Below are 23040 nucleotides of genomic sequence, written 5' to 3' on the forward strand. Positions count from 1 at the left end.
GCACTCCTGTCTTTCACGTTGACCAAACTGTAACAGCCCTTGGGGCGTTCACCAAGCCCGCCAGACGCCGGATGTCAGAATGAAAAGGATCGCGAGGATCGCGAGCGAGGCGATGACGAAGATCGCATCCGCGGGGCGCGATTGCGGCGCGCCGACGATGGTTCGCGTGCTTGCCGCCCCGAGGCCGTGTGCTTCCATGGCGATCGCGGCGCGGTTGGCTCGGCGGATGGCAAAGGCGAGAAGCGGGACGACGAGCGATGCGGTCTCGACGGGGCCGGGAATGCGGCGCGGCGTGCGCCCCTTCTTCATCGCGCGGGCGAGGCGAATCTGCTGCGCTTCGGAGGCGAGGTCCGGAACGAGGTGAAGCGCCGAAAAGAGCGCGTAGCCGATGCGCGGCGACAGGCGCCAGTTCGCCATCAGCGCTTTGATGAAGCGGCCCGGTTCGGTCGTCAACACGAAGACGGCCGAGACCATGCCGCAGGCGATGGCGCGCAGGAATAGGACGATGCCGGCGGAGAAGGCGGGCGAGCCGAACGGCGTCTCGGCGGCCATGCGGGTAGCGAAATCGCTCTCCTCGCGAAAGAGCGTCGCCGTTGTCAGGAAGCCGAAGCCGAACAGCGCGAACGGGATCATCAGCGCCAGGACGAGGAGCGGCGAGCGGCGCTCGACGATGATCAGGGTGAGCGCGGCAAGGACGACGATGCCGGCCTGGAAGCGCGGATCGAAGACGGCGATCGAGGCGGCGAGCCAGACAAGGCAGACGATCAGCTTGGGCAGCGGATGAAGCGTGCTCAGCACGGCGCCGCCTCCATCCATTCGGCGAGCTTCAGGATTTCTGGCGCGACCAGACCGGTACGGGCGAGAAGCTGGGTGTCGCGCAGGATGTCGAGGAGCAGCGCGTCGGCAGCGATCGATCCACCTTCGAGGACGATGCCGCGCGAACAGGTCTTGAGCGCGAAATCCATGTCGTGGGTGATGACGACGACCGCCCTGCCCGCCGCCGCGATCTTTGCAATGCGCGAGGCAATCTCGTCGCATGCAGCGGCGTCGAGGCCTGCGGTGGGTTCGTCGAGGACGAGGAAGGGCCAGCGCGTGTCCGCCGTCAAGGTCGCGAGCGCGAGGCGGCGTTTCTGGCCTTGCGAAAGCTCGAACGGGTGCTGGGCGGCAACGCTTTCGAGCCGCCAGGCGGATAGGAGCGTGTCGACATGCGCCGAGCCCTTGCCGACGATCGATTCGAGTTCATCCCGGACGCTGGCTTCGGTGAACTGGGTTTCGGGACGCTGGAAAGCGAAGCCGCCGGCAGGGCCGGTTCGGGTTCCGGCCTTGAGGCGCAGCAGGCCGGCGAGCGTTGCGCCGAGAGTTGACTTGCCGGCGCCGTTACGGCCCAGAAGAGCGATGGTCTCGCCGGGGCGGATTTGAAGCGAGACGTCTTGAAGAACGGGCTTGGCGAACAGCGGCGCGCAGGCAGCGCGGTCGAGCGTTACCAGCGGCTGGCTGGTTGCCTCCGCCGGTGCGGCGATGCGCTGCGATAGAAAATGGGGCATCACAGTTTCGGCGGCGGACTGGTCACCGAGCGGGCGGCGGTCGAGGTCGGCGATGATCTCGGACATGGCCAGCGGCGGTGTGTCGAGCACGATGCCGATCCCGAGCAAAAGCCGGTCAAGGTCGGATGCGAGCGGGCGCCAGATGCCTTCCAGTGCGAGACGTTCGCCATGGGCGCGGAAGATGTCTCGCGGCGGGCCGTCGGCGATGAGCCTGCCGTCGCGGCCGATGATGGCGATGCGGTCGATCGTGCCGATCAGACCGTCGAGACGGTGGTCGACGACGAGGAAGGTCTGCCCCTGCCCGCCGATGACGGCGTGAAGCCGCGCGGCGGCCTGCGGCGACAGATGCGCGGTCGGCTCGTCGGCGATGAAGAGCTCGGCCTCCTGCGCAAGCGCGGCGGCGAGCGCGACGAGCTGCTTTTCACCGCCGGAGAGCGAGGCGGTGCGGCGCGTGCGCCAGCTTGGCGGCACGCCAGCCCTATCGAGCGCACGGTCGACCCGGACGGCGATCTCGCCTTCTGGCAGTGCGCGGTTTTCGAGTGCGAAGGCGACCTCGTCGCCGACCGTCATTCCGCAAAGCGTCTGGTCGGCGTCCTGGAAAAGCTGGGCGACGGAAGCGGACCACACAGCCGGCGACCGGCTCGCGGCCGGGACGCCGAGCGTTGCGACATCGCCCGAGATTTCGGCGGGGATCGTCGCCGGCACAAGGCCGGTGACGGTATTGAGCAAGGTGGACTTGCCACAGCCGGACGGGCCGAGGATCAACAGCCGCTCGCCCTTGCGCAGATCGAGCGACACCGGGCCGACGGCGAGTTCAGCCGAATAGGGATAGCGAACCGCAATCTCTCGCCATGCGACGGCCGGCACCGCGTCAGGCGCGTCGAAGGCGACGTTCATGGTCGATCTTCAGGCCGGAGAGAACGCCGGTCTTGTAGAGCGCCTCGACCACGAGATGGCCGGCAAGGCCGCCAAGGATCGCGCCGCTGAGGCAGCGCAGCGCGAACATGGTGACGAGCAGGCCGGGCGCCAGCGCGCCGTAGTCGAAGCGGACCCAGGTGTAGGCGAAGGAGGCGATTGCCGCGCCGACTCCGGCCAGCATCAGCACCGGCAGGCGGTAGTTCTTCCAGCGTGTCGCGGCGAAGACGGCTTCGGCGCCGGCGCCCTGGACGAGGCCGGTGACCAACAGAAGAAGGCCGGCGGGGCTGCCGAGAAGCACCTGAACGAGCGCCGCCAGCACCTCTGAAAGAAGGGCGGCGCCCGGCTTGCGGATGATCGCGGCGGCGATGATCGAGACGATGAACCAGAAGCCCATCACCACATCCATGGTGACGGCGCCGAAGATCGCCTGCGCGATCAGCCAGACCTGTACCCAGGCCAGATAGAGAACGCCGAAGACGGCGCCGAGAACGGCGACAATGAGGATTTCGCGCAGGGTCCAGCCGCGAGTGGTCAGCATGACGGTGTTTCCTTGGAGCAAGAGAGGCGCGCCTTTCCGGCCCGCCGGAGAGACGAGATCAGCGGACTTTGGTCGGGCTGTTCGCGGAGACGGTCAGGTCGAGCGCGACATGGCCGTTGGGCGCGCCGAAGCGCAGGAAAGCCTCGCTCAAGGTGGCGAAGACCGGGCCGGCATCGCCGCGCAGCTTGGTGCAGAAATTCTTCGATTTCTCGAACACGCCGGACGACTTCAGGAAGTCGATGCAGCCGTAGATCTCGTCCATGTGATGGCTGCCGCCGAGGGGATAGAGCGAGAACTGGGCCGCGACATCGACGCCCGTCATGCCTGCCTTCGCGACCGCTTCACGGGAGGCGGCGATGCGCTCGTACAGAGGCGCGGCCGTGCCAAAATCGGACGAGGGCGTGCAGATTTCGTCGTCCGGTTCGCCCGGGCAGCCGCGCGAGACGGCGGCGGAGAGGACGCAGTGAACGCCGGTGCCGGCGGCAGACGCGAAGAGATCGCGCATGGCCGGGAAGATTTCGTCCGGGGGCCCGACGATCAGCGTCGAGACGTCGTCGGTCTCGATGCGAAAGCGCGGCCGGTATGGCTCGAGCGCGTCGACGGCCTCGAGGATGACGGCGACGAAATCGTCGCACATCGGATAAAGGGAAAGCTGTGCACCTGAAAACATGAACCGCCTCGCTCCGCTGGCATTACCCAGATCAGCTTGAGGGTCCCAAAGCATGTCGCTTCGCGTCTCAGCCCCGGCAATACGGAGCACCCCTGTGGAATGGCGGCAGGGGTAACATCGCATTTGCCGGCTTGGCAAGGGGTATCTGCCAAGCCAGCGAGGATGACCTTTAGCCCAGGCGAAGGGCCGCGGCGCGACGATGGCCCTCCATGCCCTCCGTCGCGCTCTGGCGGATGGCGGGCGGCGCGACGGCGGCGACACCGCGCGCGTCGAGCCACTGATGGGTGCAGATCTTGACATAGGAGCCGACCCACAGCCCGCCCGTATAGCGGGCCGCCGCCATGGTGGGCAGGGTGTGGTTGGTGCCGCAGCATTTGTCGGAATAGACCACGCTCGCCTCGCGACCGATGAAGAGCGAGCCGTAGTTGCGCAGCTTGCTTGCGGTCGCCTGGGGGTCGGACGTGTGGACCTGGAGGTGTTCGGCGGCGATGAAATCCGAATAGGCGATCATCGTGTCTTCGTCGGCGCAGACGACGATCTCGCCATAGTCACGGAAGGCGGGGCCGGCGACGTCCGCAGTCGGCAGATCGCCAAGCTGCCTTTCCACCTCGGCAAGCGTCGCCTCGGCGAGCTTGCGGTCCGTCGTGATCAGGCCGACGCGGGTGCGCACGTCGTGCTCGGCCTGCGCCAACATGTCGGTCGCGATCATGGCCGGATCGCCGGAGGCGTCGGCGACGACGTAGATTTCGCTCGGGCCGGCGAGCTGGTCGATGCCGACCGCGCCGAAGACCTGGCGCTTGGCCTCGTTCACATAGGCATTGCCCGGGCCGACGATCTTGTCGACGCCCGGCACGCTCTCGGTGCCGTAGGCCATCGCGGCGATCGCCTGCGCACCGCCGATGCGGAAGATGCGGTCGGCGCCGGAGAGGTGACAGCCGGCGATCATCGCCGGATGGGCGCCGGGCGGCAGGCAGGCGACTACTTCGGCGCAGCCGGCGACCTTGGCGGGGACGAGCGTCATCACCGGAGCGGACAGGATCGGGTAGCGGCCGCCGGGCACATAGGCGCCCACCTTCTCGATCGGGATGACGCGGTGGCCGAGATGCAGGCCCGGCAGCGTCTCGTAGTCGAGCGGCTGGATCGTCTGCATCTGCGCATCGGCGAAATCGTGGACGCGCTCGATGGCGAATTCCGTGTCGGCGCGGGTCTGGCGGTCGAGACCGTCGATCGCCGCCTTGCGCTCGGCAGCCGAGACTTCGAGCGTTTCGATGTCGAGCTTGTCGAAGCGAAGGCCGTATTCGCGCACGGCGGTGTCGCCCCTGTCGCGCACGGCGGCGAGGACTTCGCGGACGGTGGTTTCGACGTCACCCGTATCGGCGACGGCGTCGCGCGTCGGTGCTTTCAAATGGTCGATCTTGGCCTTCAGGGCTTCGGGGAGCTTGCGCATCGGGGAACTTTCGCCGGAGAGGATCGCGGCCATTGTGCCCGAGGCCGGGTTCGCCACAAGCGAGCAGACGGGCCTTGTCGATTAAAATCACCACGCATAGTCTGGCATGGAGGGAGACCAGCGATGCCGAGGATCGGGACCAAGCTGCATGAACTGCGTCGCCGGCGCTCGCTGAGTGTGCGCGAGGTGGCCAAGCGTTCCGGCGTGTCGCATTCGGCGATTTCGCTGATCGAGCGCGACCGGATGAGCCCGTCGGTCGATACGCTGACCGCCATTCTCGACGCGCTCGGCACGACGTTGACGGGCTTTTTTCTCGACCTGCAATCGAACCTGCCTGCCTCGCCCTTCTACGGGGCGGCGGATCTGGTCGAGATCGGCCGCGCGGATACGATTTCCTATCGGATGATCGGCGCCAACCATCCGAACCGGCAGCTCCTGATGCTGCACGAATCCTACGCGCCGGGCGGCGATACGGGCGAGGCCTTTTCGCATTCGGCGCAGGAAGCGGGGATGGTTCTGACGGGTGCGATCGAAGTGACGGTGGGTCAGGAGCGCCGCGTGCTGACGCCCGGCGAAGGTTACTATTTCGACAGCCGCCTCCCCCACCGTTTCCGCAACGTCGCGGATGGCGAGAGCACGATCCTCTCTGCGATCACACCGCCGACATACTGACGATTTTGGTGATAATTCTTTCCGGCCAAGGATTGCCGGTTTCAACGGCCCAATTCTATGATTGGATAGCCAAAATCAATAACGCAGGGGAAGAAAATGAAATCGACAATCAAGCATCTTGCGCTCGCCTCCTCCTTCGCCGTTCTCGCCATCGCCTCCTCGTCGGCTCAGGACCGGAACCTGACCGTGGTCTCGTGGGGCGGCAACTATCAGGACGCGCAGCGCGAAATCTACTTCGAACCCTTCACCGCCGAAACCGGCACCGCCGTCACCGAGGAATCCTGGGATGGCGGCTATGGTGTGATCGCGGCCAAGATGGAAACGCGCCCGGCGGACTGGGATGTCGTGCAGGTGGAGACGGAAGAACTCGCGCTCGGTTGCGCCGACGGCATGTACGAGACCGTTAACTGGGATGCGCTGGGCGGCGAGGACAAGTTCCTGCCGGCAGCCGTCAATGAATGCGGCGTCGGCGCGATCGTGTGGACGACGGGTCTCTCCTACGACGCGGAGAAGTTCACCGAAGCCCCGGCCGGCTGGGAGGATTTCTGGAACACCGAGGAATATCCCGGCAAGCGCGGCCTGCGCCGCGGCCCGAAATACTCGCTCGAATTCGCCCTGATGGCGGATGGCGTGCCGGTCGAAGAGGTCTATGAGGTGCTCGGCACCGACGAAGGCGTCGACCGCGCCTTCGCCAAGCTCGATGAAATCAAGGGCGACATCGTGTGGTGGGAAGCCGGCGCGCAGCCGATCCAGCTTCTGGCTTCCGGCGAAGTCGTGATGACGACGGCCTATAATGGCCGCCTCGCCGGCATCAACAAGACCGAAGGCACCAACTTCCAGATCGTCTGGCCAGGCTCTATATACGCGATCGACTCCTGGGTGGTCCTGAAGGATTCGCCAAACAAGGACGCGGCGTTCGAGTTCATCAACTTCGCCAGCCAGCCGGAAAACCAGGCCAAACTGCCCGAATTCATCGCCTACGGCCTGACCAATGTCGAAGCCGGGGCGGCGCTGGCACCGGAAGTCGCGGCGGAACTGCCGACCTCGCCCGAGAACCTCGAAGGCGCGATCGCGCTCGACGGCGATTTCTGGGTCGACAACATCGAAGAGCTCAACGAGCGCTTCAACGCCTGGCTCGCCCAGTAATCGAGCCTCAGAGGCGTATCCGGCAAGGGTGCGCCTTTTTTCTTCCAGTCCAGCAATCGACGGGGCTGCATGACTGCTTTCATCGAGCTTCGCGACGTGTCCAAGACCTTCGGTCAGGTCACGGTCGTCGAAGGGCTGAACCTCGAAGTCCGCAAGGGCGAGTTCCTGAGCCTGCTCGGTCCGTCGGGTTCGGGCAAGACGACGATCCTGATGATGCTCGCGGGCTTCGAGGGCGCGACGTCGGGTGACATCCTGCTCGATGGCGAGAAGATCGACCATCTGCCGCCCTACAGGCGCGGCATGGGCGTCGTTTTCCAGAACTACGCGCTCTTCCCGCATATGAGCGTTGCCGAGAACGTCGCCTTCCCGCTCGAAATGCGCGGCGTGCCAAAATCGGAAACCCGCCACCGCGTGAAGGCCGCGCTCGACCGTGTGCAGCTAGGCCATCTGGCCGATCGCCGTCCGGACCAGCTTTCCGGCGGCCAGCAGCAGCGCGTTGCGCTGACCCGCGCGCTCGTCTACGAGCCGAAGGTCATCCTGATGGACGAGCCGCTCGGCGCGCTCGACAAGAAGCTGCGCGAAGAAATGCAGCTCGAAATCCGCGAACTGCACCGGCGGCTGGGGCTGACCATTATCTTCGTCACCCACGACCAGTCCGAAGCGCTGACCATGTCCGACCGCATCGCGATTTTCGACGCCGGCAAGATCGCGCAGATCGGCACGGCGAGCGAGGTCTACGACCGCCCGCAAAATCGGTTCGTCGCCGAATTCATCGGCGAGACGAACCTGCTCGACGGCGTGGTCAAGGGACCGACCGCCGTCGAACTCGCGAATGCCACGACCATTGTCGCGCCCGACCATGGCTATGCGGCAGGCAACCGCGTCTCCGTCTCGATCCGGCCCGAACGGCTGCGGTTCGACGGCAGCGGCGAGAACCGGCTCCAGGCGACGATCTCCGACGTCGTCTATCAAGGCGATCATTTGCGGTTGCATCTGGATGCCGGCACGCTGTCGCTGGTCGCGCGACTTGAGCGCGGAGCGGCAGAGCGGCGTGCCGGGGAGACGGTGACCCTTTCGTTCGCTGCAGCCGACTGTTCGGTATTTCCGGCATGAACGCGGTCTCGGCACGGCAGCGCGGCCGGGCGGCGGTGCTGATCGCCCCGCTGGTGATCTTCCTCGGCGTCTTCTTCCTGTGGCCGCTCTGGCTGATGGTCGACGTCTCGATCCGCAACGACGCGATTGGCGGCGCCTTTCCACGCACGTCCGAACTGATCGGAAGCTGGGATGGCGAAGGGGCGCCGGATGCGGAGACGCAGGCCGCGCTGGTCGAGGATTTGCGCGAGGCTTCCCAATCGACGCTGGGCGCGGCGGTCCGCACGCTGAACAGCCAGGTTTCCGGCTTCCGAACATTGATGGGCCGGACGGCAACTGCGGCGCGCGACCTGGAGGCGGGCCAGACACTCGACCTCATCGAAGTCGACGATCGCTGGGCCGAACCGAGCTTCTGGCGGGCGATCCAGGTTTCGGTCGCGCCCTATACGGATCGAAATCTGCTCGCTGCGCTCGACCTTGAGCGTGCGGATACGGGCGAGATCGAGCAGATGTCCGCATCGGCGTCGGCCAACCGGCTGATCATCTGGCGCACCTTTGCCATTGCAGGCTCGGTGACGCTGCTTTGCGCGATGATCGGCTTGCCCTACGCGATGCTCGCCGCCTCGGTGACGGGGTGGAAGCGCAATGCGTTGCTGCTTGCCGTCCTGCTGCCGCTCTGGACATCGCTGCTCGTGCGCACCGCCGCCTGGTTCATCCTTCTCCAAAACGAGGGGATCATCAACAAGACGCTGATGGGGCTCGGCTGGATCGACGGGCCGCTGCCGCTGATCTTCAACCGGCTCGGCGTCGTCATCGCCATGACGCATGTGCTGTTGCCGTTCATGGTGCTGCCGATCTTCTCCGTCGTCTCGGCGATCCCGAAGAATTTGATGCCGGCGGCCGCCTCGCTCGGCGCGCGGCCGCTGCGCGCCTTCTGGCGGGTGCTGCTGCCGCTTTCGATGCCCGGACTGCTGGCCGGCTCGTTGCTCGTCTTCATGGTGGCGATCGGCTACTACATCACGCCGGCGCTGGTCGGCGGGCCGAACGACCAGATGATCTCGTCCGTCATCGCCTTCTACGCGCTGCAGACCGCGAACTGGGGCATGGCCGGGGCGCTCGGCATCCTGCTGCTGGCGGTCACGACCGTGCTCTATCTCGTCTATGGCCGGCTGTCGCGCGGCGGCGCGCCGACGGGAGCCTAGAGATGCTGCGTGTCGCCCAGGCCATATTCGGCGTTGCCGCCGCCCTCTTCCTGATCCTGCCGATCGTCGCGATCCTGCCGCTCGCCTTCACGTCGAGCATCTTCCTGAACTACCCCATCCCCGGCTATTCGCTGCGCTGGTTCAACGAACTCGGCCAGATCGCGCACTGGCGCAATTCGATCGTCAATTCGCTGATCATCGGCTCGGGCGCGACCGTTCTGTCCGTCGTGCTCGGCACGCTCGCGGCGCTCGGGCTGAGGGGCCGCGGCATCCCCTTCCCCAACCTCCTGCGCACGATCTTCCTGCTTCCGATGGTGGTTCCGGCCGTGGTGCTGGGCGTCGGGCTGCAGATTTCGCTGGCGCAGATCGGGCTCGCGAGCAGCTATCTCGGCGTCATCTTCTCGCACGCCGTTCTTTGCGTGCCCTTCGTCATCGTTTCGGTGTCGACCGCGCTGCAGGGGATCAACCCGACCGTCGAACGGGCTGCGGCGAGTCTCGGCGCCTCGCCGACGCGCGTGTTTCGCCGCGTGACCATGCCGCTTGCAATGCCTGGCATCGTGACGGGCGCGGTATTCGCCTTCGCGACCTCGCTCGACGAGGTGGTGCTGACGCTCTTCGTCGCCGGACCGAACCAGCGCACGCTGGCACGGCAGATGTTTTCCTCCATCCGCGAGAACATCTCGCCTGCAGTCGCGGCTGCTGCACTTCTGCTCATCGTCGGAACGCTGCTTCTGGCGCTGCTCGCCGCCTACACGCGCCGGCGTACCGCGAAGACGGTCGAGGCCTGACGCTTTCGCCCTTACGCAGGCTCACCCGGCCTGCAAGCGCTCGTCTCACATCCTGAAAAGCGTCGTTCGGAATTTCGGACAGACACTTTTGGCGCGTTCGGAATTCCGAACGTTTTGATTCCGGTCGTCCTCACAAACCATTGTTTTCGCTTGATCTTCTGCTCTGGCACGCCCCTTGCAACTTTACGGGAAGCAACGAAAGGAGCGCGATCCCGTGAGTTTCGAGTGGAGCATTCTGATGGCACTGGCCGGCGCGGCAGTCGCGCGGCCGGCAGCTACCTATCTGGGCAGCAAGACGGGCTGGGTGATGGCGCTCGTGCCGTTCCTGATCTTCCTGTCCCTCTTCCAGCATCTCGGCACGGTCGCCGGCGGCGAGACGGTGATCGCGCATCTTTCGTGGGTGCCGTCCCTGGGAGTCGACCTCGCCTTCAGGCTGGACGGATTTTCCCTCCTCTTCGCATTGCTCATCACCGGCATCGGCACGCTCGTGACGCTTTATGCCGGGGCCTATTTCGCCGACAAGCCGCATTGGGAAATCGGCCGCTTCCTCGGGCTGATCCTGCTCTTCATGACGGCGATGCTCGGCACGGTGCTGTCCGACGATCTGATCGTCATGTTCGTCTTCTGGGAACTGACCAGCCTCACTTCTTTCATGCTGATCGGCTTCGACGCTCACAAGGCCGAAGCGCGCAAGTCCGCGATCCAGTCATTGCTGGTGACCGGTGGCGGCGGGCTGGTGCTGTTCGCCGGCATCCTCATCATCGGCATGGAGCTCGGTACGTTCTCGTTCACCGAAGTGCTCGCGCGCTCGGACGAGCTCGTCGCCAGCCCCTGGATCGGCGTCGTCGTCGTCCTGATCATGATCGGCGCCTTCACCAAGTCGGCGCAGTTCCCGTTCCACTTCTGGCTGCCCAACGCGATGGCCGCGCCGACGCCGGCCTCCGCCTATCTGCACTCGGCCACGATGGTGAAGCTCGGCGTCTTCCTGCTCGCGCGGTTCGACGCCGTCTTCGCGGAGGTGCCTGCATTCGGCGCGACGCTGGTCGTCATCGGCTCGACGACGATGATGATCGCGGCGCTTCAGGCGCTGCGCGCCGAAGGCTTCAAGGCCGTGCTGGCGCAATCGACGGTCGCGTCGCTCGGCATTCTCGTGATGCTGATCGGATTGCAGGGCGAGGTTGCGGCGGTCGCGACGGTGGGCTTCATCCTCAGCCACGCGCTCTACAAGGCCGCGCTGTTCTTCTGCGCCGGCACCGCGATCCACGCCACCGGCGAGGCGAGCCTGCGCAAGCTCGGCGGACTTGCCCGCTTCCTGCCGGTGACGGCGGTCGCCGCCGTGCTCGCCAGCCTCAGCATGGCCGGCCTGCCGCCCTTCGTCGGTTTCATCTCCAAGGAGTATCTGTTCGAAGCGCAGCTCAACAATGACTGGAACATCATTCCTGTCGCGGTCGCGGTCGCCGTCAACGCCGTGATGGTGGGCGTCGCCGGCGTCGTCTCGATCCGGCCGTTCTACTTCAAGGGCCATCGCGTCACCTCCGTCAAGCATGGCGAGACGCCGGGGCTTCTTGCCGGGCCGCTCCTCCTGGCAAGCGGCGGCATCCTGATCGGCCTTTTCCCGAATGCGATCGGCCAGTCGCTGATCGGACCGGCCGCTTCCGCGCTTTACGGCAGCCCGATCGACGTGTCGTTCCAGCTCTGGCACGGACTGACGCCGATGCTCGTGCTGAGCTTCGCGGTCGTCGCCATCGGCACCGCAATCGTCATCTACTGGGATGCGATCCACACCTATCTGCGCCAGCAGGACGGGCTCTACCGGCTGCTGGGCGACCGGGGCTATCACCGGGTTCTCAACGGCGTGCTCGGCGCGGCGCGCGGGTCCACCCGCCTGCTGCAGAACGGTGACCAGCGGCGCTATACGAGCGTCGTCATCGCCACTGTCGTCATCGGGCTCGCGATCGCGCTCGTCGCCGGTCCGGCCGCGATCTCGATCGCCTCGCCCGAAGGGGCGCTGCGCATATCGCTTGTGCTGGTGCTCCTGCTTACGGCAGCCGGAGCGTTGGCGACGGTCAAGGCGCGCTCGCTGATCGCGGGGCTCGTCTGCGTCGGGATCGTGGGCTTCGCGCTTGCGGTCATCTTCATGCTAAACGGGGCCCCCGATCTCGCGCTGACGCAGATTGCGGTTGAAACGCTGCTCGTCATCCTTTTGACCGCGGTTCTCCTGCGCCTGCCTGCCCGGCAGAAGCACTCACGCACCACCTCCGAACGGCGGCGGGACGCGTTGCTGGCGACATGTTTCGGCGGGGTCATATTCATCGCCGTCGCCAGCATGAGCGCGATCCCGATCGACCTGCGCCTCTCCGACTATTTCGGCGAGACGAGCTATCTCGACGCCTATGGACGCAACGTCGTGAACGTCATCCTCGTCGACTACCGGGCCATCGACACGCTCGGCGAGATCGCCGTCGTCGCCTTCGCCACCATCGCGGCCTGGGCGCTTCTGCGCGGTCCTGCCGCCAGACCCGGCCCCAAGGAGTAGACCGCCATGTCCATCATCTTCTCGACCATGTCGCGGCTGTTCTTCGCGCTAATGCTGATCGTCTCGATCTACATGCTGTTTCGAGGCCACAACGAGCCTGGCGGGGGATTTGTCGGCGGGCTGATCGCCGCGCTCGGCTTCGCGCTGCTGGCGCTTGCGGAAAACGTCGCGACGGCGCGGAGGGCCCTTGTCGTCCATCCCGTCGCGCTGATGGGTGCCGGCCTGCTCCTCGCCTTCGTCAGCGGTCTGCCCGGGCTGCTTTCGGATCGCTCTTTCCTGACCCACTGGTGGGCCGAGATCGGTTCGCTTCACCTCGGCACCGCGACCACGTTCGACATCGGCGTCTACTTCGTCGTCATCGGCGGCGTGTTGTGCCTCATCTTCCGTCTTTATGAAGAGGTCGATCAATGAGCCTCGTCTATGCACTCGCGATCGCCGTCCAGATGGGATGCGGCGTCTATTTGCTCCTGTCGCGCCATGTGGTGCGCATCGTTCTCGGGGTCGTGCTGCTTTCGGCGGCGACGAACCTCCTGATCTTCGTGGCCGGGGGCCTCGTCTTCACCGCACCGCCCGTCATCGTCCAGGGCACGCAGACATTGGGCGCAGAAGCCGCCAACCCATTGCCGCAGGCGCTGATCCTGACGGCGATCGTCATCGGGTTCGCGCTCGTGGCATTCGCCGCCGCGCTCGTCCTCAAGACCTATCGCGCCGTTGGATCGGTCCTCACCAGCGGCCATACCGATGCCGAAGCGCTCGGCAGCCCGTTCGACGCGGAGGCGACCCGCAATGCCTGATTTCCTGACGCAAACCGCCCTGTTGTGGCCTCTGGCCATCCCGCTCGCGACGGCCGCTCTGTGCGCCGCGCTCTGGTCGAACGCGAAGGCGCAACGTGCCGCGAACCTTGCCGGGCTCTGCCTGACGCTGGTCGCCTCGCTCGTGCTCTTGAACTCGGTCATGGCCGAAGGCATTCAGGTGAAGCAGTTCGGCGGCTGGGCGCCGCCTTTCGGCATCAGCTTCGTCGCCGACCAGTTCAGCGCCGCGATGGTGGTCATTTCCAGCATCCTGGCGCTGGCAGCCGGCGTGTTCGCCACCGCAGACATCCGCCGGCGGCAGGAGCGTTCGGGCTTCTACCCGCTCTTCCAGGGCCTGATGGTGGGCGTCAACGGCGCCTTCCTGACCGGCGACATCTTCAACCTCTATGTCTGGTTCGAGGTGATGCTGATCACCACGCTCGGCCTGATCACGCTCGACCGGACCCGCGCGCAGCTCGACGGGGCGCTCAAATATGCCGTTCTGAACCTCTTCTCCACCATCCTGTTCCTGATGGCGATCGGGCTGCTCTACGGCGTCACCGGCACGCTCAACATGGCGGACCTCGCGATGATCCTTCCCAATACGGAAGGGTCGGTCGCGCTGACCGTCGCGGCGATGATGTTCCTGCTCGCCTTCGGCATCAAGGCCGGCTTTTTCCCGATGTTCTTCTGGCTGCCGGCGTCCTATCACACGGCGACGATCATCGTTTCGGCCGTGTTCGCGGGGCTCTTGACGAAGGTCGGCGTCTACGCCTGCTTTCGCGTCTTCACCTTGCTCTTCGAGGTCGAGGATGGCGGCATCCGACCGCTCGTTGCGTTCTTCGCGGCGGGAACGATGGTGTTCGGCGTGTTCGGCGCGGCGATCCAATGGGACGTGCGGCGCATCCTGTCGTTCCACATCATCAGCCAGATCGGCTACATCATGCTCGGACTTGCCATCGCGACACCGCTCGCGCTGGCCGGCGCGGTCTTCTACATCATCCACCACATCGTGGTGAAGGCGAACCTGTTCTTCGTCGCCGGCGCCATCCACCGCGCGACGGGCACGTTCGACCTGCGCAAAACGGGCGGGTTGATGAAGTCCTCGCCACTCCTCGCCGTCCTGTTCCTCATTCCGGCCCTCTCGCTTGCGGGCATCCCGCCACTGTCGGGCTTCTGGGCGAAGTTCATGGTCATCGACGCCTCCTTCCGCGGCAACGCGGCGTGGCTCGGCGCCGTTGCATTGTTCGTCGGCCTGCTCACCGTCTTCTCGATGAGCAAGATCTGGATCGAGGCCTTCTGGAAGGACAGCCCGCGCAAGATCGTGCGCGTGCGAGCCGTTCCCGCGGCCATGCTGCTGCCGATCGCCGCGCTCGGGGCGATCACGCTGGCGATCGGCTTCAATCCCGAGCCGCTGGTCGCGTTCTCGCAACTCGCCGCCGAGACGATGGCGGATCAGGCGCAGTTCATCGCCGCCGTCTTCAACGAACGCCAGATCGCAGGAGTCCAGCCGTGAAGAACATCATTCATCGCATCCTGACGGCCATCCTTCTGGCAGGCATCTTCCTTCGGGAACTCGTCGTCTCGTCGATTGCCGTCGCAAGATCGGTGCTCGGCGAACGCGATGCCGCCGCCTCCGCGATCATCGCGGTGCCCGTCACGCTGAAGACGCGGGCCGGCGTTACCGCGCTGGCCAATTGCGTGACGCTGACACCCGGCACGACCTCGCTCCACGTCAGCGAGGACATGGAGACGCTTTACATCCACGTCCTCGACGCCCCGTCGAGCGAGACGGTGATCGCCGACATCAAGAACACATTCGAGGCACGCATCAAGGAGATCGAGGGATGATCGAGTTTCTGGACAGTTCGCTTTCCACCATCGCAACGATCCTGATCACCGTGCTCATGGTGCCGCTCGGCCTTTCCGCGCTGCGAATGGCCACCGGACCGGGCTATGCCGACCGGTTCATCGCGCTGGACATGCTGACAGGCATCGCCGTCGCCATTGCCGGCCTCACCATGATCGCGACCGGGCGACGTGAGTTTCTCGACATCGCCTTCGGCATCGCGCTGATCGGCTTTCTTGCGACCTGCTCGCTTTCGGCGCTGCTCGAAAAGAAGAAGGGAGACGACTGATGCTCGTCCTGATCTCGATAGCCCTGAAACTCGCCGGCGTCGCCTTCCTCGTCATCGCGGGCGTCGGCGTCATGCGCCTTTCGGACCCCTTCCAGCGCATGCATGCCGCAACGAAGGCCGGAACGCTTGGCGCGGGCCTCGTCATCCTCGGTTCGGTCGTCGCGCAAGGGGCGACGGACGCGACGGTGACGGGAATCCTGACGATCGTCTTTCTGCTCCTGACGGTTCCGGTCGCAGGGCACCTCCTCGGCCGCGCTTCCTACGTATCGGGAGCGCAGTTGTCGCTGCGGGGCGACAATGCCCTCGATGGAATTCTGGAGCGCTCGAGCCGGCCGCTCGACGAGCGCATGGGCTGGCTGCCCGCCGAAGGGGCGAACAGCGTAGTCGCCACCGAACCCGGGATCGTCGCGCGCCAGCGCCGTACTCAGGTCGTCGCCCTGCCTGCGCTGGAAGCGGTTCGATTCGCCGTGATCGACGGCCATGTCGAGCGCGTCGCCGAACGAGCGAGCGCGATCGCCAAACTGTGCGGCGCCGATCTTTCCGCGCATGTCGTCATCGACACGCACGCGATCGAGACTGCGGACGAACCGGCACAGATGCGCCGCCTGATCCGCGAGCGGGCGAGCAAGGCGATCCACGCTTTCAGAAGCTCAACCGGTGCCGCCGACGCGGCGCTGAACTATGACGAGGGCGACCCGGAACATCTGCTTGCCTGCGCGCAGGCCGGCGAAGTCCTGCTCGTCGTGCCCTGCGAAGGCTGGTTCCATCACCAGGTGGAAGGCGGCCGGTCGCTGACGACGTGGGAGCCGGACGGGCTGCTGCGCCTTCCCGGCGTTCATTGCGGGCCCGTGCTTTTCACCGCCTCGCGCCAGCCGTCGCGCCTGCCGATCACGCTCGTCGTGCGCGATTGCGGCGAAGACCACCTGCCGGCGCTCGTCGAATGGGCGCTCCTGACCGGCATCTGGACCGTCGCGCGGCTCGTTCACGTCACGCAGCCAGATAGCGACGCTTCCGTCATGCAGGACATCGCGGGCCGGTTCGGCTGCCAGTACGAGCGTCGTGAAGCGGCCAGCGCGGATTGCGCGATACCGGACGAATTCGGCGACGCGCGCGCCGTCATCCTGGGCAGCACGCCGCGTCCGCTGCGCACCAACTGGTTCGGCACGCACTGGCGCGCGCGGATCGCGCCTAGCATGACGGGCGACGTCCTGATCATGGAAGCGCCGGCAAGACGTCTGGACTCATAGGTCTGGCACAATAGCGCAAAAGTACGGTAATGCCTCAGGCAATGCCCTCGCGCCTTCGCCAGAACCTGCCGCTGACCGCAGCGCTGCCGCTCTTCGTGGCGATCGCGATGTTCGTGGTCGCCGTCGGCACGACGCAGCTCGGCGTTCGGTTGCTGCAGTCCAGCGGGGAGTCGGCCCTGCGCGACCAGGCGGTGGTTTTTCTGGATGCAGTTGCCGGCAACGTTGCGGCGGAAATTCAAGAGGCGCCGCAAGCGGTGCGCGCGCAACTCGCCGCATCGCTGACCTACCGTACCGCGCTGCTCGAAGAGGCCATGGCAGCGCGCTGGATCGATGCGTCGGGCACGACGCAGACCGTCGTCCTCGGCGAGAACCATCGCACGATCCTGACCGCGGCGCTGGACGAGGCCGCCGCGCTCGGCGTCGACGCGACGGCGTTCCGAACCGAGGAGGATCGAGCGCTTCTGGTGGTGCTTCGGACCTATGCGATGGGCGAGATCGTGCTCTATCTCAGCGCCACCTTCGACACGACGCCCGTCATCGAGGCGGCCGATGCCGCGGCCGACATCGCACTCGGCATCGACTTTCTCGTGGCAATCTTAGCTGCCGTCGCCGTCTACGCCATCACCCGCAGGGTCCTGTCGCCTCTCGACCGGTTCATCAACCGCCTCGCCGAACACGATGCGCTGACGACCGGTCCCGCTCAATGGCGCCAAGGCGACGAGTTGCGGCAGCTCGAGACCGCCCTTGCGCTGCGCGAAAAATCGGAAGCAGAGCGCGTGCGTCTCCTCGAACAGATGGCCCAGCAGGAACGCGACGCACTTCTCGCACGAATGGCGGCGGGGATTGCCCATGAAGTCCGGAATCCGCTGGCCGGCCTCAAGAACGGCGTTTCCACGCTAAAGCGGTTCGGCGACCGGCCGGAAGTTCGCGACCAGACGCTCGATCTCATCGAAAAAGGCCTCGACAGCATCGGCCGGGTGGTCGACGTCACCTTGTCGACCTACCGGCGCCGCTCGGGGCCTTCGCGGCTTGGCGCGCAGGACATCCGCGACCTCGATCTCCTGATCCAGCCGGAAGCGCGCCGGGCAGGCGTCGAACTCGTCTGGAAACTCGACGAAACGGCAAAAGTCGATGCGGATGCGGACGCGCTGCGCCAGATCCTGATCAACCTGATGCTGAATGCCGTGCGCGCGTCGCCTGAGAACGGCATTGTCACCATGACGCTGGAACGCGATGCCGATGAGCGGACGATATCGCTCGGCATCGCGGACCAGGGAAAGGGAATGCCGCCGGAGATGGTCGCGGCGATCGTCTCGGGGCGCATGGAGGAGATCCCCGTCGAGCGCAGCATCGGCATTTGGGTGGTCGCCAACCTGGTCGAGCGCATCGGCGCGAACCTTTCGATCCGAAGCGAGGATGGCGTCGGGACCACGGTAAGGATTACGCTGCCCGAAAGCGCCTTGGTGGCGGAGGTATAGACCGATGACCCAGCCTCTGATCCTTCTGGTGGAAGACGACGCGACACTTGGGGCTTCGCTGAGCCAGCGGCTCGAACTCGAGGGCTTTCGCGTGTCCTGGGCGAGGACGGCCGGCGAGGCACTCGCCAGCCTGTCGAGGATCGAGCCGGCGATCATCCTGTCCGACATCCGGCTGCCGGATGGCGATGGCGAGACCGTCATGCGCCGTCATTTCGACCGTCTCGGGCTCGTTCCGACGATTTTCATGACGGCATTCGGCGATATCGACCAGGCGGTCCGGCTGGTGCGCGAGGGCGCGCTCGACTATGTGACCAAGCCGTTCGATCTCGACCGGCTCGTCGATACGCTTCGCGATCTGGCAAGCCGCAGCGCGATTACCGGTGAACCACACTCGGACCCGTTCGCGACGAGCGCCGCGATGCGCCGTATCGGCGAGACGCTTTCGCGCGCGGCGGGGATCGACCTGCCCGTCTTGCTTCTGGGCGAAACGGGAACCGGCAAGGAGGTCGCCGCCCGCCATCTCCACCGGACAGGTCCTCGCGCGGCCCTGCCCTTCGTGCCCGTCAATTGCGGCGCGCTGCCCGGCGAACTCGCCGATTCGATGATCTTCGGCCATGAGCGCGGCTCGTTCACCGGGGCGGTCGGACAGCATCGGGGTTTTCTGGAGGAAACCGACGCCGGGACCCTCTTTCTCGACGAAATCGGCGATCTGCCGCTCAGCCTTCAGGTGAAATTGCTGCGCGTTCTCGAAACGCGCGAATTTCGCCGTCTCGGCGGCAGCGAGATGCGGACATTTTCGGGCCGGATCGTTTGCGCGACCAACCGAAACCTCGAGGCCTTGGTTGCGGACGGATCGTTCCGCGAAGATCTCTGGTTCCGAATCAACGTCATAAGCTGCACGCTTCCACCTTTGCGCGAGCGTGCCGACGGCATCCCGGACATGCTGCGAAGCTTCACGGCGGCGGCTGCAATGCGCATGGGCCGCCCGGCACCGACGATCGATGCGTCGGCCGTCGAGGCCGCGCTCGCCCATGGCTGGCCGGGAAACATCCGCGAAATGATCAATCGCGTCGACCGTGCGGTCGCGCTCGGAAACGGGTCGACGCTTTCAGAGCGCGACCTGTTTCCCGATGGCATAAGCAAGCCGGCCGGTTCATCGGAGACGGGGCCGGCCAACGGCACGCTGTCGGACATTCGCGAGGCTGCCGAGCGCAGGCACATCGTCGCGGCTCTTGCCAGGACCGGCAACTCGCCGAAGGAAGCGGCCTATCTCCTTGGCGTCTCGCGCACGACGCTGTGGGAGAAGATGCGCCGATATGGCATCGAGGCGGATGACTGACGCGGCGCGTCCCGGATGCCGGGAACCGCGCTATGTCCGCTCGTCTGCGATGACCTTGCCGTCGTTCGGAAGGTCGCCGGCGGGAACGATCTCGACGAGGCCCTTGAGCTTGGTGATCTCGGCGAGTTTCTGCGCCGCAGCGGCGCCCAGGGACTGGTCCGCGTGTTCGATCTTCAGGACCATGGCGTCCTGCTCGTCCGCCCGCGTCACCACCAGGCGCATGCGACCGGAAATGCCCAGCGCCCTGGCGAGAGCGGCGACCTGCTCGGGACGCACGAACATGCCCTTGACCTTGGTCGCCTGATCGGCGCGGCCCATCCAGCCGGCGATGCGGCGCCGGCCATCGACCGCATCCAGGGCGCGCGACATGTCGCCGGTGGCGAACCGGATCAACGGATAGTCGCGGTTGAGGCGGGTGACGACGATCTCGCCGACCTCGCCGTCGGGCAGCGGATCGTCGGTGCCGGGGCGGACGATTTCCAGCACGACGCCGTCATTGACCGCCATGCCCTCCCCGCCATCCTCATAGGCGACGATGCCGAGGTCGGCCGTGCCGTAGCACTGGACGACCGCGATGCCGCGTTCGACGAGGTCGGCGCGCAGGCTGGGCGGAAGCGCCGCGCCGGACACGACGGCCCGCCGGATCGGAGACGCGATATCGGCCTCGCGAGCCTTGTCGAGCAGGATTTTCAGGAAATCAGGGGTGCCGATGTAAACGGTCGGCTGAAACTGCACCATCGCGACGAGCTGGTCGGCGGTGTTGCCGGGGCCGGCCGGGATGACGGCGCAGCCAAGCGCATGGGCTCCGCTTTCGAACATCGCACCGGCCGGCGTCAGGTGATAGGAAAACGTGTTGAGGACGATGTCCTGCGGCGTGACGCCGGCTGCCGCCAGAGCCTTTGCCGCGCCCCACCAATCCCTGCCGTGACCTTCCGGATCGAAGATCGGGCCGGGCGAGACAAAAAGGCGTGCGAGCCTGCCGGCCGGCGTTGCCGTCAACCCGCCGAAGGGCGGCGCCTTGGCCTGCAGTTCGGCGAGTTCCGACTTGCGCAGGACCGGGACCGCCCCAAGCGCGTCTCGCGAGGTGAGTGCCGCGACATCGACGCCTGCGAGGCGCGCGGCCCAGAAGGGCTGGTGCTCTGCCGCGCGCGAAATCTGCGCCCGCATCGCCGCCAGAAGATCGGCGTCGCCGCCCGGCGCGATGTCTCGATGCTCGACCATGCGGTCTCCCTGCAGGTTCATAAACTCAGGCCAGCCAGCGCTTGCGGCGCTTGTAGTGCTTCACGTCGCGGAACGATTTGCGGCCCTCGCCGCCGACGCCGAGGTAGAATTCCTTGACGTCGTCGTTCTCACGCAATGCCTTCGCCTCGCCGTCGAGTACGACGCGGCCGGATTCCAGGATGTAGCCATATTTGGCATAGCGCAGCGCGACGTTGGTGTTCTGTTCGGCCAGCAGAAACGAGACGCCCTGTTCGTCGTTGAGCTTCTTCACGATCTCGAAGATTTCCTCGACGAGCTGCGGCGCGAGGCCCATGGACGGTTCGTCGAGCAGGATCATCTTCGGCCGCGACATCAGCGCGCGGCCGATCGCCGTCATCTGCTGCTCGCCGCCCGAGGTGTAGCCGGCCTGGCTCGTGCGCCGTTCCCGCAGACGCGGGAAATACTGATAGACGAGTTCGAGATCGTCGCGGATCGCCGCCGCGCCGTCCTTACGGGTGAAGGCGCCGGTCATCAGATTGTCCTCGACCGACAGATGGCCGAAGCAATGCCGGCCTTCCATGACCTGAATGCAGCCGCGGCGCACCAGCGTGTTGGGCGACAGCGCCTGGACTTCCTGCCCTTCGAACAGGATCGAGCCCTTGGTGACCTCGCCGCGCTCGGCATGCAGAAGATTGGAAATCGCCTTCAGCGTCGTCGTCTTGCCGGCGCCGTTGGCGCCGAGAATGGCAGTGATGCCGCCGCGCGGAACCGACAGCGAGACGCCTTTCAGCACCAGAATGACGTGATCATAGATCACTTCGATATTGTTGACCGCGAGGATCGGCTCGGCGGTATCGGGCGTGGGTGCGGTCATTGGTGTCATCGCTGTTTCCATCACCTGGAAAAAAGCGCGGCGAGGAGGTTTCCCCGCCGCGCGTGACTTGTCCTATTCGGCGCAGTCGTCGTTCATCTGCCAGGGCTGATTGGCGGCGGCATAGTCTGCCGAAGCCTTCTCGACCAGCGGATCGATGACCGCACGATCGGCCGTCATCAGGTCGGAGACCTTGACGAACTTGGTGCCGTCCCACTCGATCATCCAGGCGCTGGCGTGGCCGGTGTGGTTCGAGCAGCTCATGGCGAAGGGCGCCATCATCTCCTCGGCGCCGAGCTCGGCGAGGCGGGCCTCGTCGAGGTTAACGCTTTCCAGGCCCTTGCGGAGCTGCTCCTGATTGATCATCGGCGTGCCGGCTTCCGCCTGGGCGGCTTCCACCGCCTCCGCCAAGATGACCGACATCAGGATGCCGCGCTGATAGGCGGTGGTGTCGAACTCGCCGGCGCCCTGGTTGAGCTGCGACTTGCCGGCATCGACGACGTGCGTCTTCACGTCCTGCATGAGCTTGGATTCGGAATCGACGAAATTCCACGACAAGGCACGGTAGCCCTTGGCCTGTTCGCCGACGAGCTTGAGATCGGGCTCATGCGCGCCCCACCACACGCTGACGAACTGCTCCATCGGGTAGCGCGTCTTGACCGCCTCGGTGATGGCGCCGGCATTCATCGCGCCCCAGCCCCACATGATGACGAAGTCAGGCCGCTCGCGGCGGATTTGCAGCCACTGAGCCGACTGGTTCTGCATCTCGGTCAGGCCGACCGGGATCGGCAGAAGTTCGAAGCCGTGGGTTCCGGCCATCGCTTCCAGAAGCGGCAGTGGCTCCTTGCCGTAGGGATGGTCGAGATGGAGAAAGGCGATCTTCTTGCCCTCGAGGCTGTCGAGATTGCCGTCCGCGACGGCCTGCATGATCATCGACGCGCCGTCCCAATAGGAGGTCGGCGGGTTGAATGCCCATTTGAAGGTCTTCCCATCCTGCATGGCGGAGAAGCCGTAGCCGGGCGCGAACATAGGGATTTCGTCGACATTGGTGCGCGGGAGAACCTGAAGCGTGATGCCGGTCGACCAGGGCTGCGTGACGAGTGCGCCTTCCGACTTCAGCTTCTCGTAGCACTCGACGCCCTTTTCGGTGTTGTAGCCGGTCTCGCATTCCTCAAACGCGATCCTGACCCCGCCGATGCCGCCGTCACGCTCGTTGAGCATGGTCATGTAGTCGAGCTGGCCGTTCATGTGCGGCGTGCCGGTCGCCGCAAAGGGGCCGGTCCGGTAGGACATGTTGGGCAGCTTCAACACTTCCTGCGCGAAGGCCGGCGCGGCGATGCCGGCCGCAAGGATGCCGGCCGCAAGAGCCGTTACGTGCTTCATTTTCATCAGTCGCTCCTCCACATTCGCCCGTATCGGGCTT

Annotated in this window: 22 protein-coding genes; 14 read left to right on the top strand and 8 right to left on the bottom strand. The window is 65.7% G+C overall.

The window, feature by feature from the left end; translation table 11 throughout:
• Positions 1-48: 48 nt before the first annotated feature.
• From ACT6QU_RS16865 to hisD, 5 genes are all read right to left on the bottom strand, one after another.
• A complete protein-coding gene (locus ACT6QU_RS16865; RefSeq protein WP_444565429.1) occupies positions 49-798 on the bottom strand; it encodes an energy-coupling factor transporter transmembrane component T family protein in 750 nt (249 codons plus the stop codon).
• Entirely contained in the window at positions 792-2441 is a 1650-nt protein-coding gene (locus ACT6QU_RS16870) for an ABC transporter ATP-binding protein (protein WP_444565430.1), read from the bottom strand. The genes ACT6QU_RS16865 and ACT6QU_RS16870 overlap by 7 nt, the downstream gene beginning before the upstream one ends.
• The gene (locus ACT6QU_RS16875; protein WP_444565431.1) at positions 2416-3000 is read right to left on the bottom strand and encodes an ECF transporter S component; all 585 of its coding nucleotides are present in this window, start codon (positions 2998-3000) and stop codon (positions 2416-2418) included. Before ACT6QU_RS16875 ends, ACT6QU_RS16870 begins: the two co-directional genes overlap by 26 nt.
• Positions 3001-3058: 58 nt before the next feature.
• Positions 3059-3670 carry a YkoF family thiamine/hydroxymethylpyrimidine-binding protein gene (locus ACT6QU_RS16880; protein WP_444565432.1) on the bottom strand — a complete coding sequence of 204 codons (612 nt, stop codon included), beginning with the start codon at positions 3668-3670 and terminating at the stop codon, positions 3059-3061.
• 169 nt (positions 3671-3839) lie between these two features.
• A complete protein-coding gene (gene hisD / locus ACT6QU_RS16885) occupies positions 3840-5117 on the bottom strand; it encodes a histidinol dehydrogenase (protein WP_444565433.1) in 1278 nt (425 codons plus the stop codon).
• 123 nt (positions 5118-5240) lie between these two features.
• Between hisD and ACT6QU_RS16890 the strand changes: the two genes are divergently transcribed.
• The 14 genes from ACT6QU_RS16890 (at position 5241) to ACT6QU_RS16955 (ending at position 19546) form a co-directional block, all read left to right on the top strand.
• The gene (locus ACT6QU_RS16890; protein ID WP_444565434.1) at positions 5241-5789 is read left to right on the top strand and encodes a cupin domain-containing protein; all 549 of its coding nucleotides are present in this window, start codon (positions 5241-5243) and stop codon (positions 5787-5789) included.
• A 96-nt stretch (positions 5790-5885) separates the two neighbouring features.
• Positions 5886-6935 carry an ABC transporter substrate-binding protein gene (locus ACT6QU_RS16895; RefSeq protein WP_444565435.1) on the top strand — a complete coding sequence of 350 codons (1050 nt, stop codon included), beginning with the start codon at positions 5886-5888 and terminating at the stop codon, positions 6933-6935.
• A 69-nt stretch (positions 6936-7004) separates the two neighbouring features.
• A complete protein-coding gene (locus ACT6QU_RS16900; protein ID WP_444565436.1) occupies positions 7005-8048 on the top strand; it encodes an ABC transporter ATP-binding protein in 1044 nt (347 codons plus the stop codon).
• Positions 8045-9229: an ABC transporter permease gene (locus ACT6QU_RS16905; RefSeq protein WP_444565437.1), complete on the top strand. Its 1185-nt coding sequence runs from the start codon at positions 8045-8047 to the stop codon at positions 9227-9229. The genes ACT6QU_RS16900 and ACT6QU_RS16905 overlap by 4 nt, the downstream gene beginning before the upstream one ends.
• A 2-nt stretch (positions 9230-9231) precedes the next feature.
• A complete protein-coding gene (locus tag ACT6QU_RS16910; protein ID WP_024586357.1) occupies positions 9232-10017 on the top strand; it encodes an ABC transporter permease in 786 nt (261 codons plus the stop codon).
• Positions 10018-10255: 238 nt separating this feature from the next.
• Positions 10256-12553 (top strand): hydrogen gas-evolving membrane-bound hydrogenase subunit E, encoded by a 2298-nt coding sequence (gene mbhE, locus ACT6QU_RS16915; protein WP_444565438.1) that lies wholly within the window; start codon positions 10256-10258, stop codon positions 12551-12553.
• A 6-nt stretch (positions 12554-12559) separates the two neighbouring features.
• The gene (locus ACT6QU_RS16920) at positions 12560-12964 is read left to right on the top strand and encodes an MnhB domain-containing protein (protein WP_444565439.1); all 405 of its coding nucleotides are present in this window, start codon (positions 12560-12562) and stop codon (positions 12962-12964) included.
• The gene (locus tag ACT6QU_RS16925) at positions 12961-13347 is read left to right on the top strand and encodes an NADH-quinone oxidoreductase subunit K (RefSeq protein ID WP_024586360.1); all 387 of its coding nucleotides are present in this window, start codon (positions 12961-12963) and stop codon (positions 13345-13347) included. The genes ACT6QU_RS16920 and ACT6QU_RS16925 overlap by 4 nt, the downstream gene beginning before the upstream one ends.
• The gene (locus ACT6QU_RS16930; RefSeq protein ID WP_444565440.1) at positions 13340-14860 is read left to right on the top strand and encodes a Na+/H+ antiporter subunit D; all 1521 of its coding nucleotides are present in this window, start codon (positions 13340-13342) and stop codon (positions 14858-14860) included. Before ACT6QU_RS16925 ends, ACT6QU_RS16930 begins: the two co-directional genes overlap by 8 nt.
• Entirely contained in the window at positions 14857-15195 is a 339-nt protein-coding gene (locus tag ACT6QU_RS16935; RefSeq protein ID WP_444565441.1) for a Na+/H+ antiporter subunit E, read from the top strand. The genes ACT6QU_RS16930 and ACT6QU_RS16935 overlap by 4 nt, the downstream gene beginning before the upstream one ends.
• On the top strand, positions 15192-15482 hold the full coding sequence (locus tag ACT6QU_RS16940) for a monovalent cation/H+ antiporter complex subunit F (RefSeq protein WP_029660243.1): 291 nt from the start codon (positions 15192-15194) through the stop codon (positions 15480-15482). Before ACT6QU_RS16935 ends, ACT6QU_RS16940 begins: the two co-directional genes overlap by 4 nt.
• Positions 15482-16729, top strand: coding sequence for a monovalent cation/H(+) antiporter subunit G (gene mnhG / locus ACT6QU_RS16945; protein ID WP_444565442.1), 1248 nt, complete (start codon positions 15482-15484; stop codon positions 16727-16729). The genes ACT6QU_RS16940 and mnhG overlap by 1 nt, the downstream gene beginning before the upstream one ends.
• A 29-nt stretch (positions 16730-16758) precedes the next feature.
• Positions 16759-18207 carry a sensor histidine kinase gene (locus ACT6QU_RS16950; RefSeq protein ID WP_444565443.1) on the top strand — a complete coding sequence of 483 codons (1449 nt, stop codon included), beginning with the start codon at positions 16759-16761 and terminating at the stop codon, positions 18205-18207.
• A 4-nt stretch (positions 18208-18211) separates the two neighbouring features.
• Positions 18212-19546 carry a sigma-54-dependent transcriptional regulator gene (locus ACT6QU_RS16955; protein WP_444565444.1) on the top strand — a complete coding sequence of 445 codons (1335 nt, stop codon included), beginning with the start codon at positions 18212-18214 and terminating at the stop codon, positions 19544-19546.
• Positions 19547-19576: 30 nt separating this feature from the next.
• On the opposite strand, the gene ACT6QU_RS16960 is transcribed toward ACT6QU_RS16955, so the two are convergent.
• The 3 genes from ACT6QU_RS16960 to ACT6QU_RS16970 form a co-directional block, all read right to left on the bottom strand.
• The gene (locus tag ACT6QU_RS16960; protein ID WP_444565445.1) at positions 19577-20767 is read right to left on the bottom strand and encodes a phenylacetate--CoA ligase family protein; all 1191 of its coding nucleotides are present in this window, start codon (positions 20765-20767) and stop codon (positions 19577-19579) included.
• 25 nt (positions 20768-20792) lie between these two features.
• Positions 20793-21620, bottom strand: coding sequence for an ABC transporter ATP-binding protein (locus tag ACT6QU_RS16965; protein WP_173401395.1), 828 nt, complete (start codon positions 21618-21620; stop codon positions 20793-20795).
• Between the two features lie 72 nt (positions 21621-21692).
• Positions 21693-23006, bottom strand: coding sequence for an ABC transporter substrate-binding protein (locus ACT6QU_RS16970; RefSeq protein WP_444565446.1), 1314 nt, complete (start codon positions 23004-23006; stop codon positions 21693-21695).
• Positions 23007-23040 lie beyond the last annotated feature (34 nt).

The organism is Aliihoeflea sp., from assembly GCF_052435475.1.
In the GTDB taxonomy this organism is placed as follows: Bacteria; Pseudomonadota; Alphaproteobacteria; order Rhizobiales; family Rhizobiaceae; genus Aliihoeflea.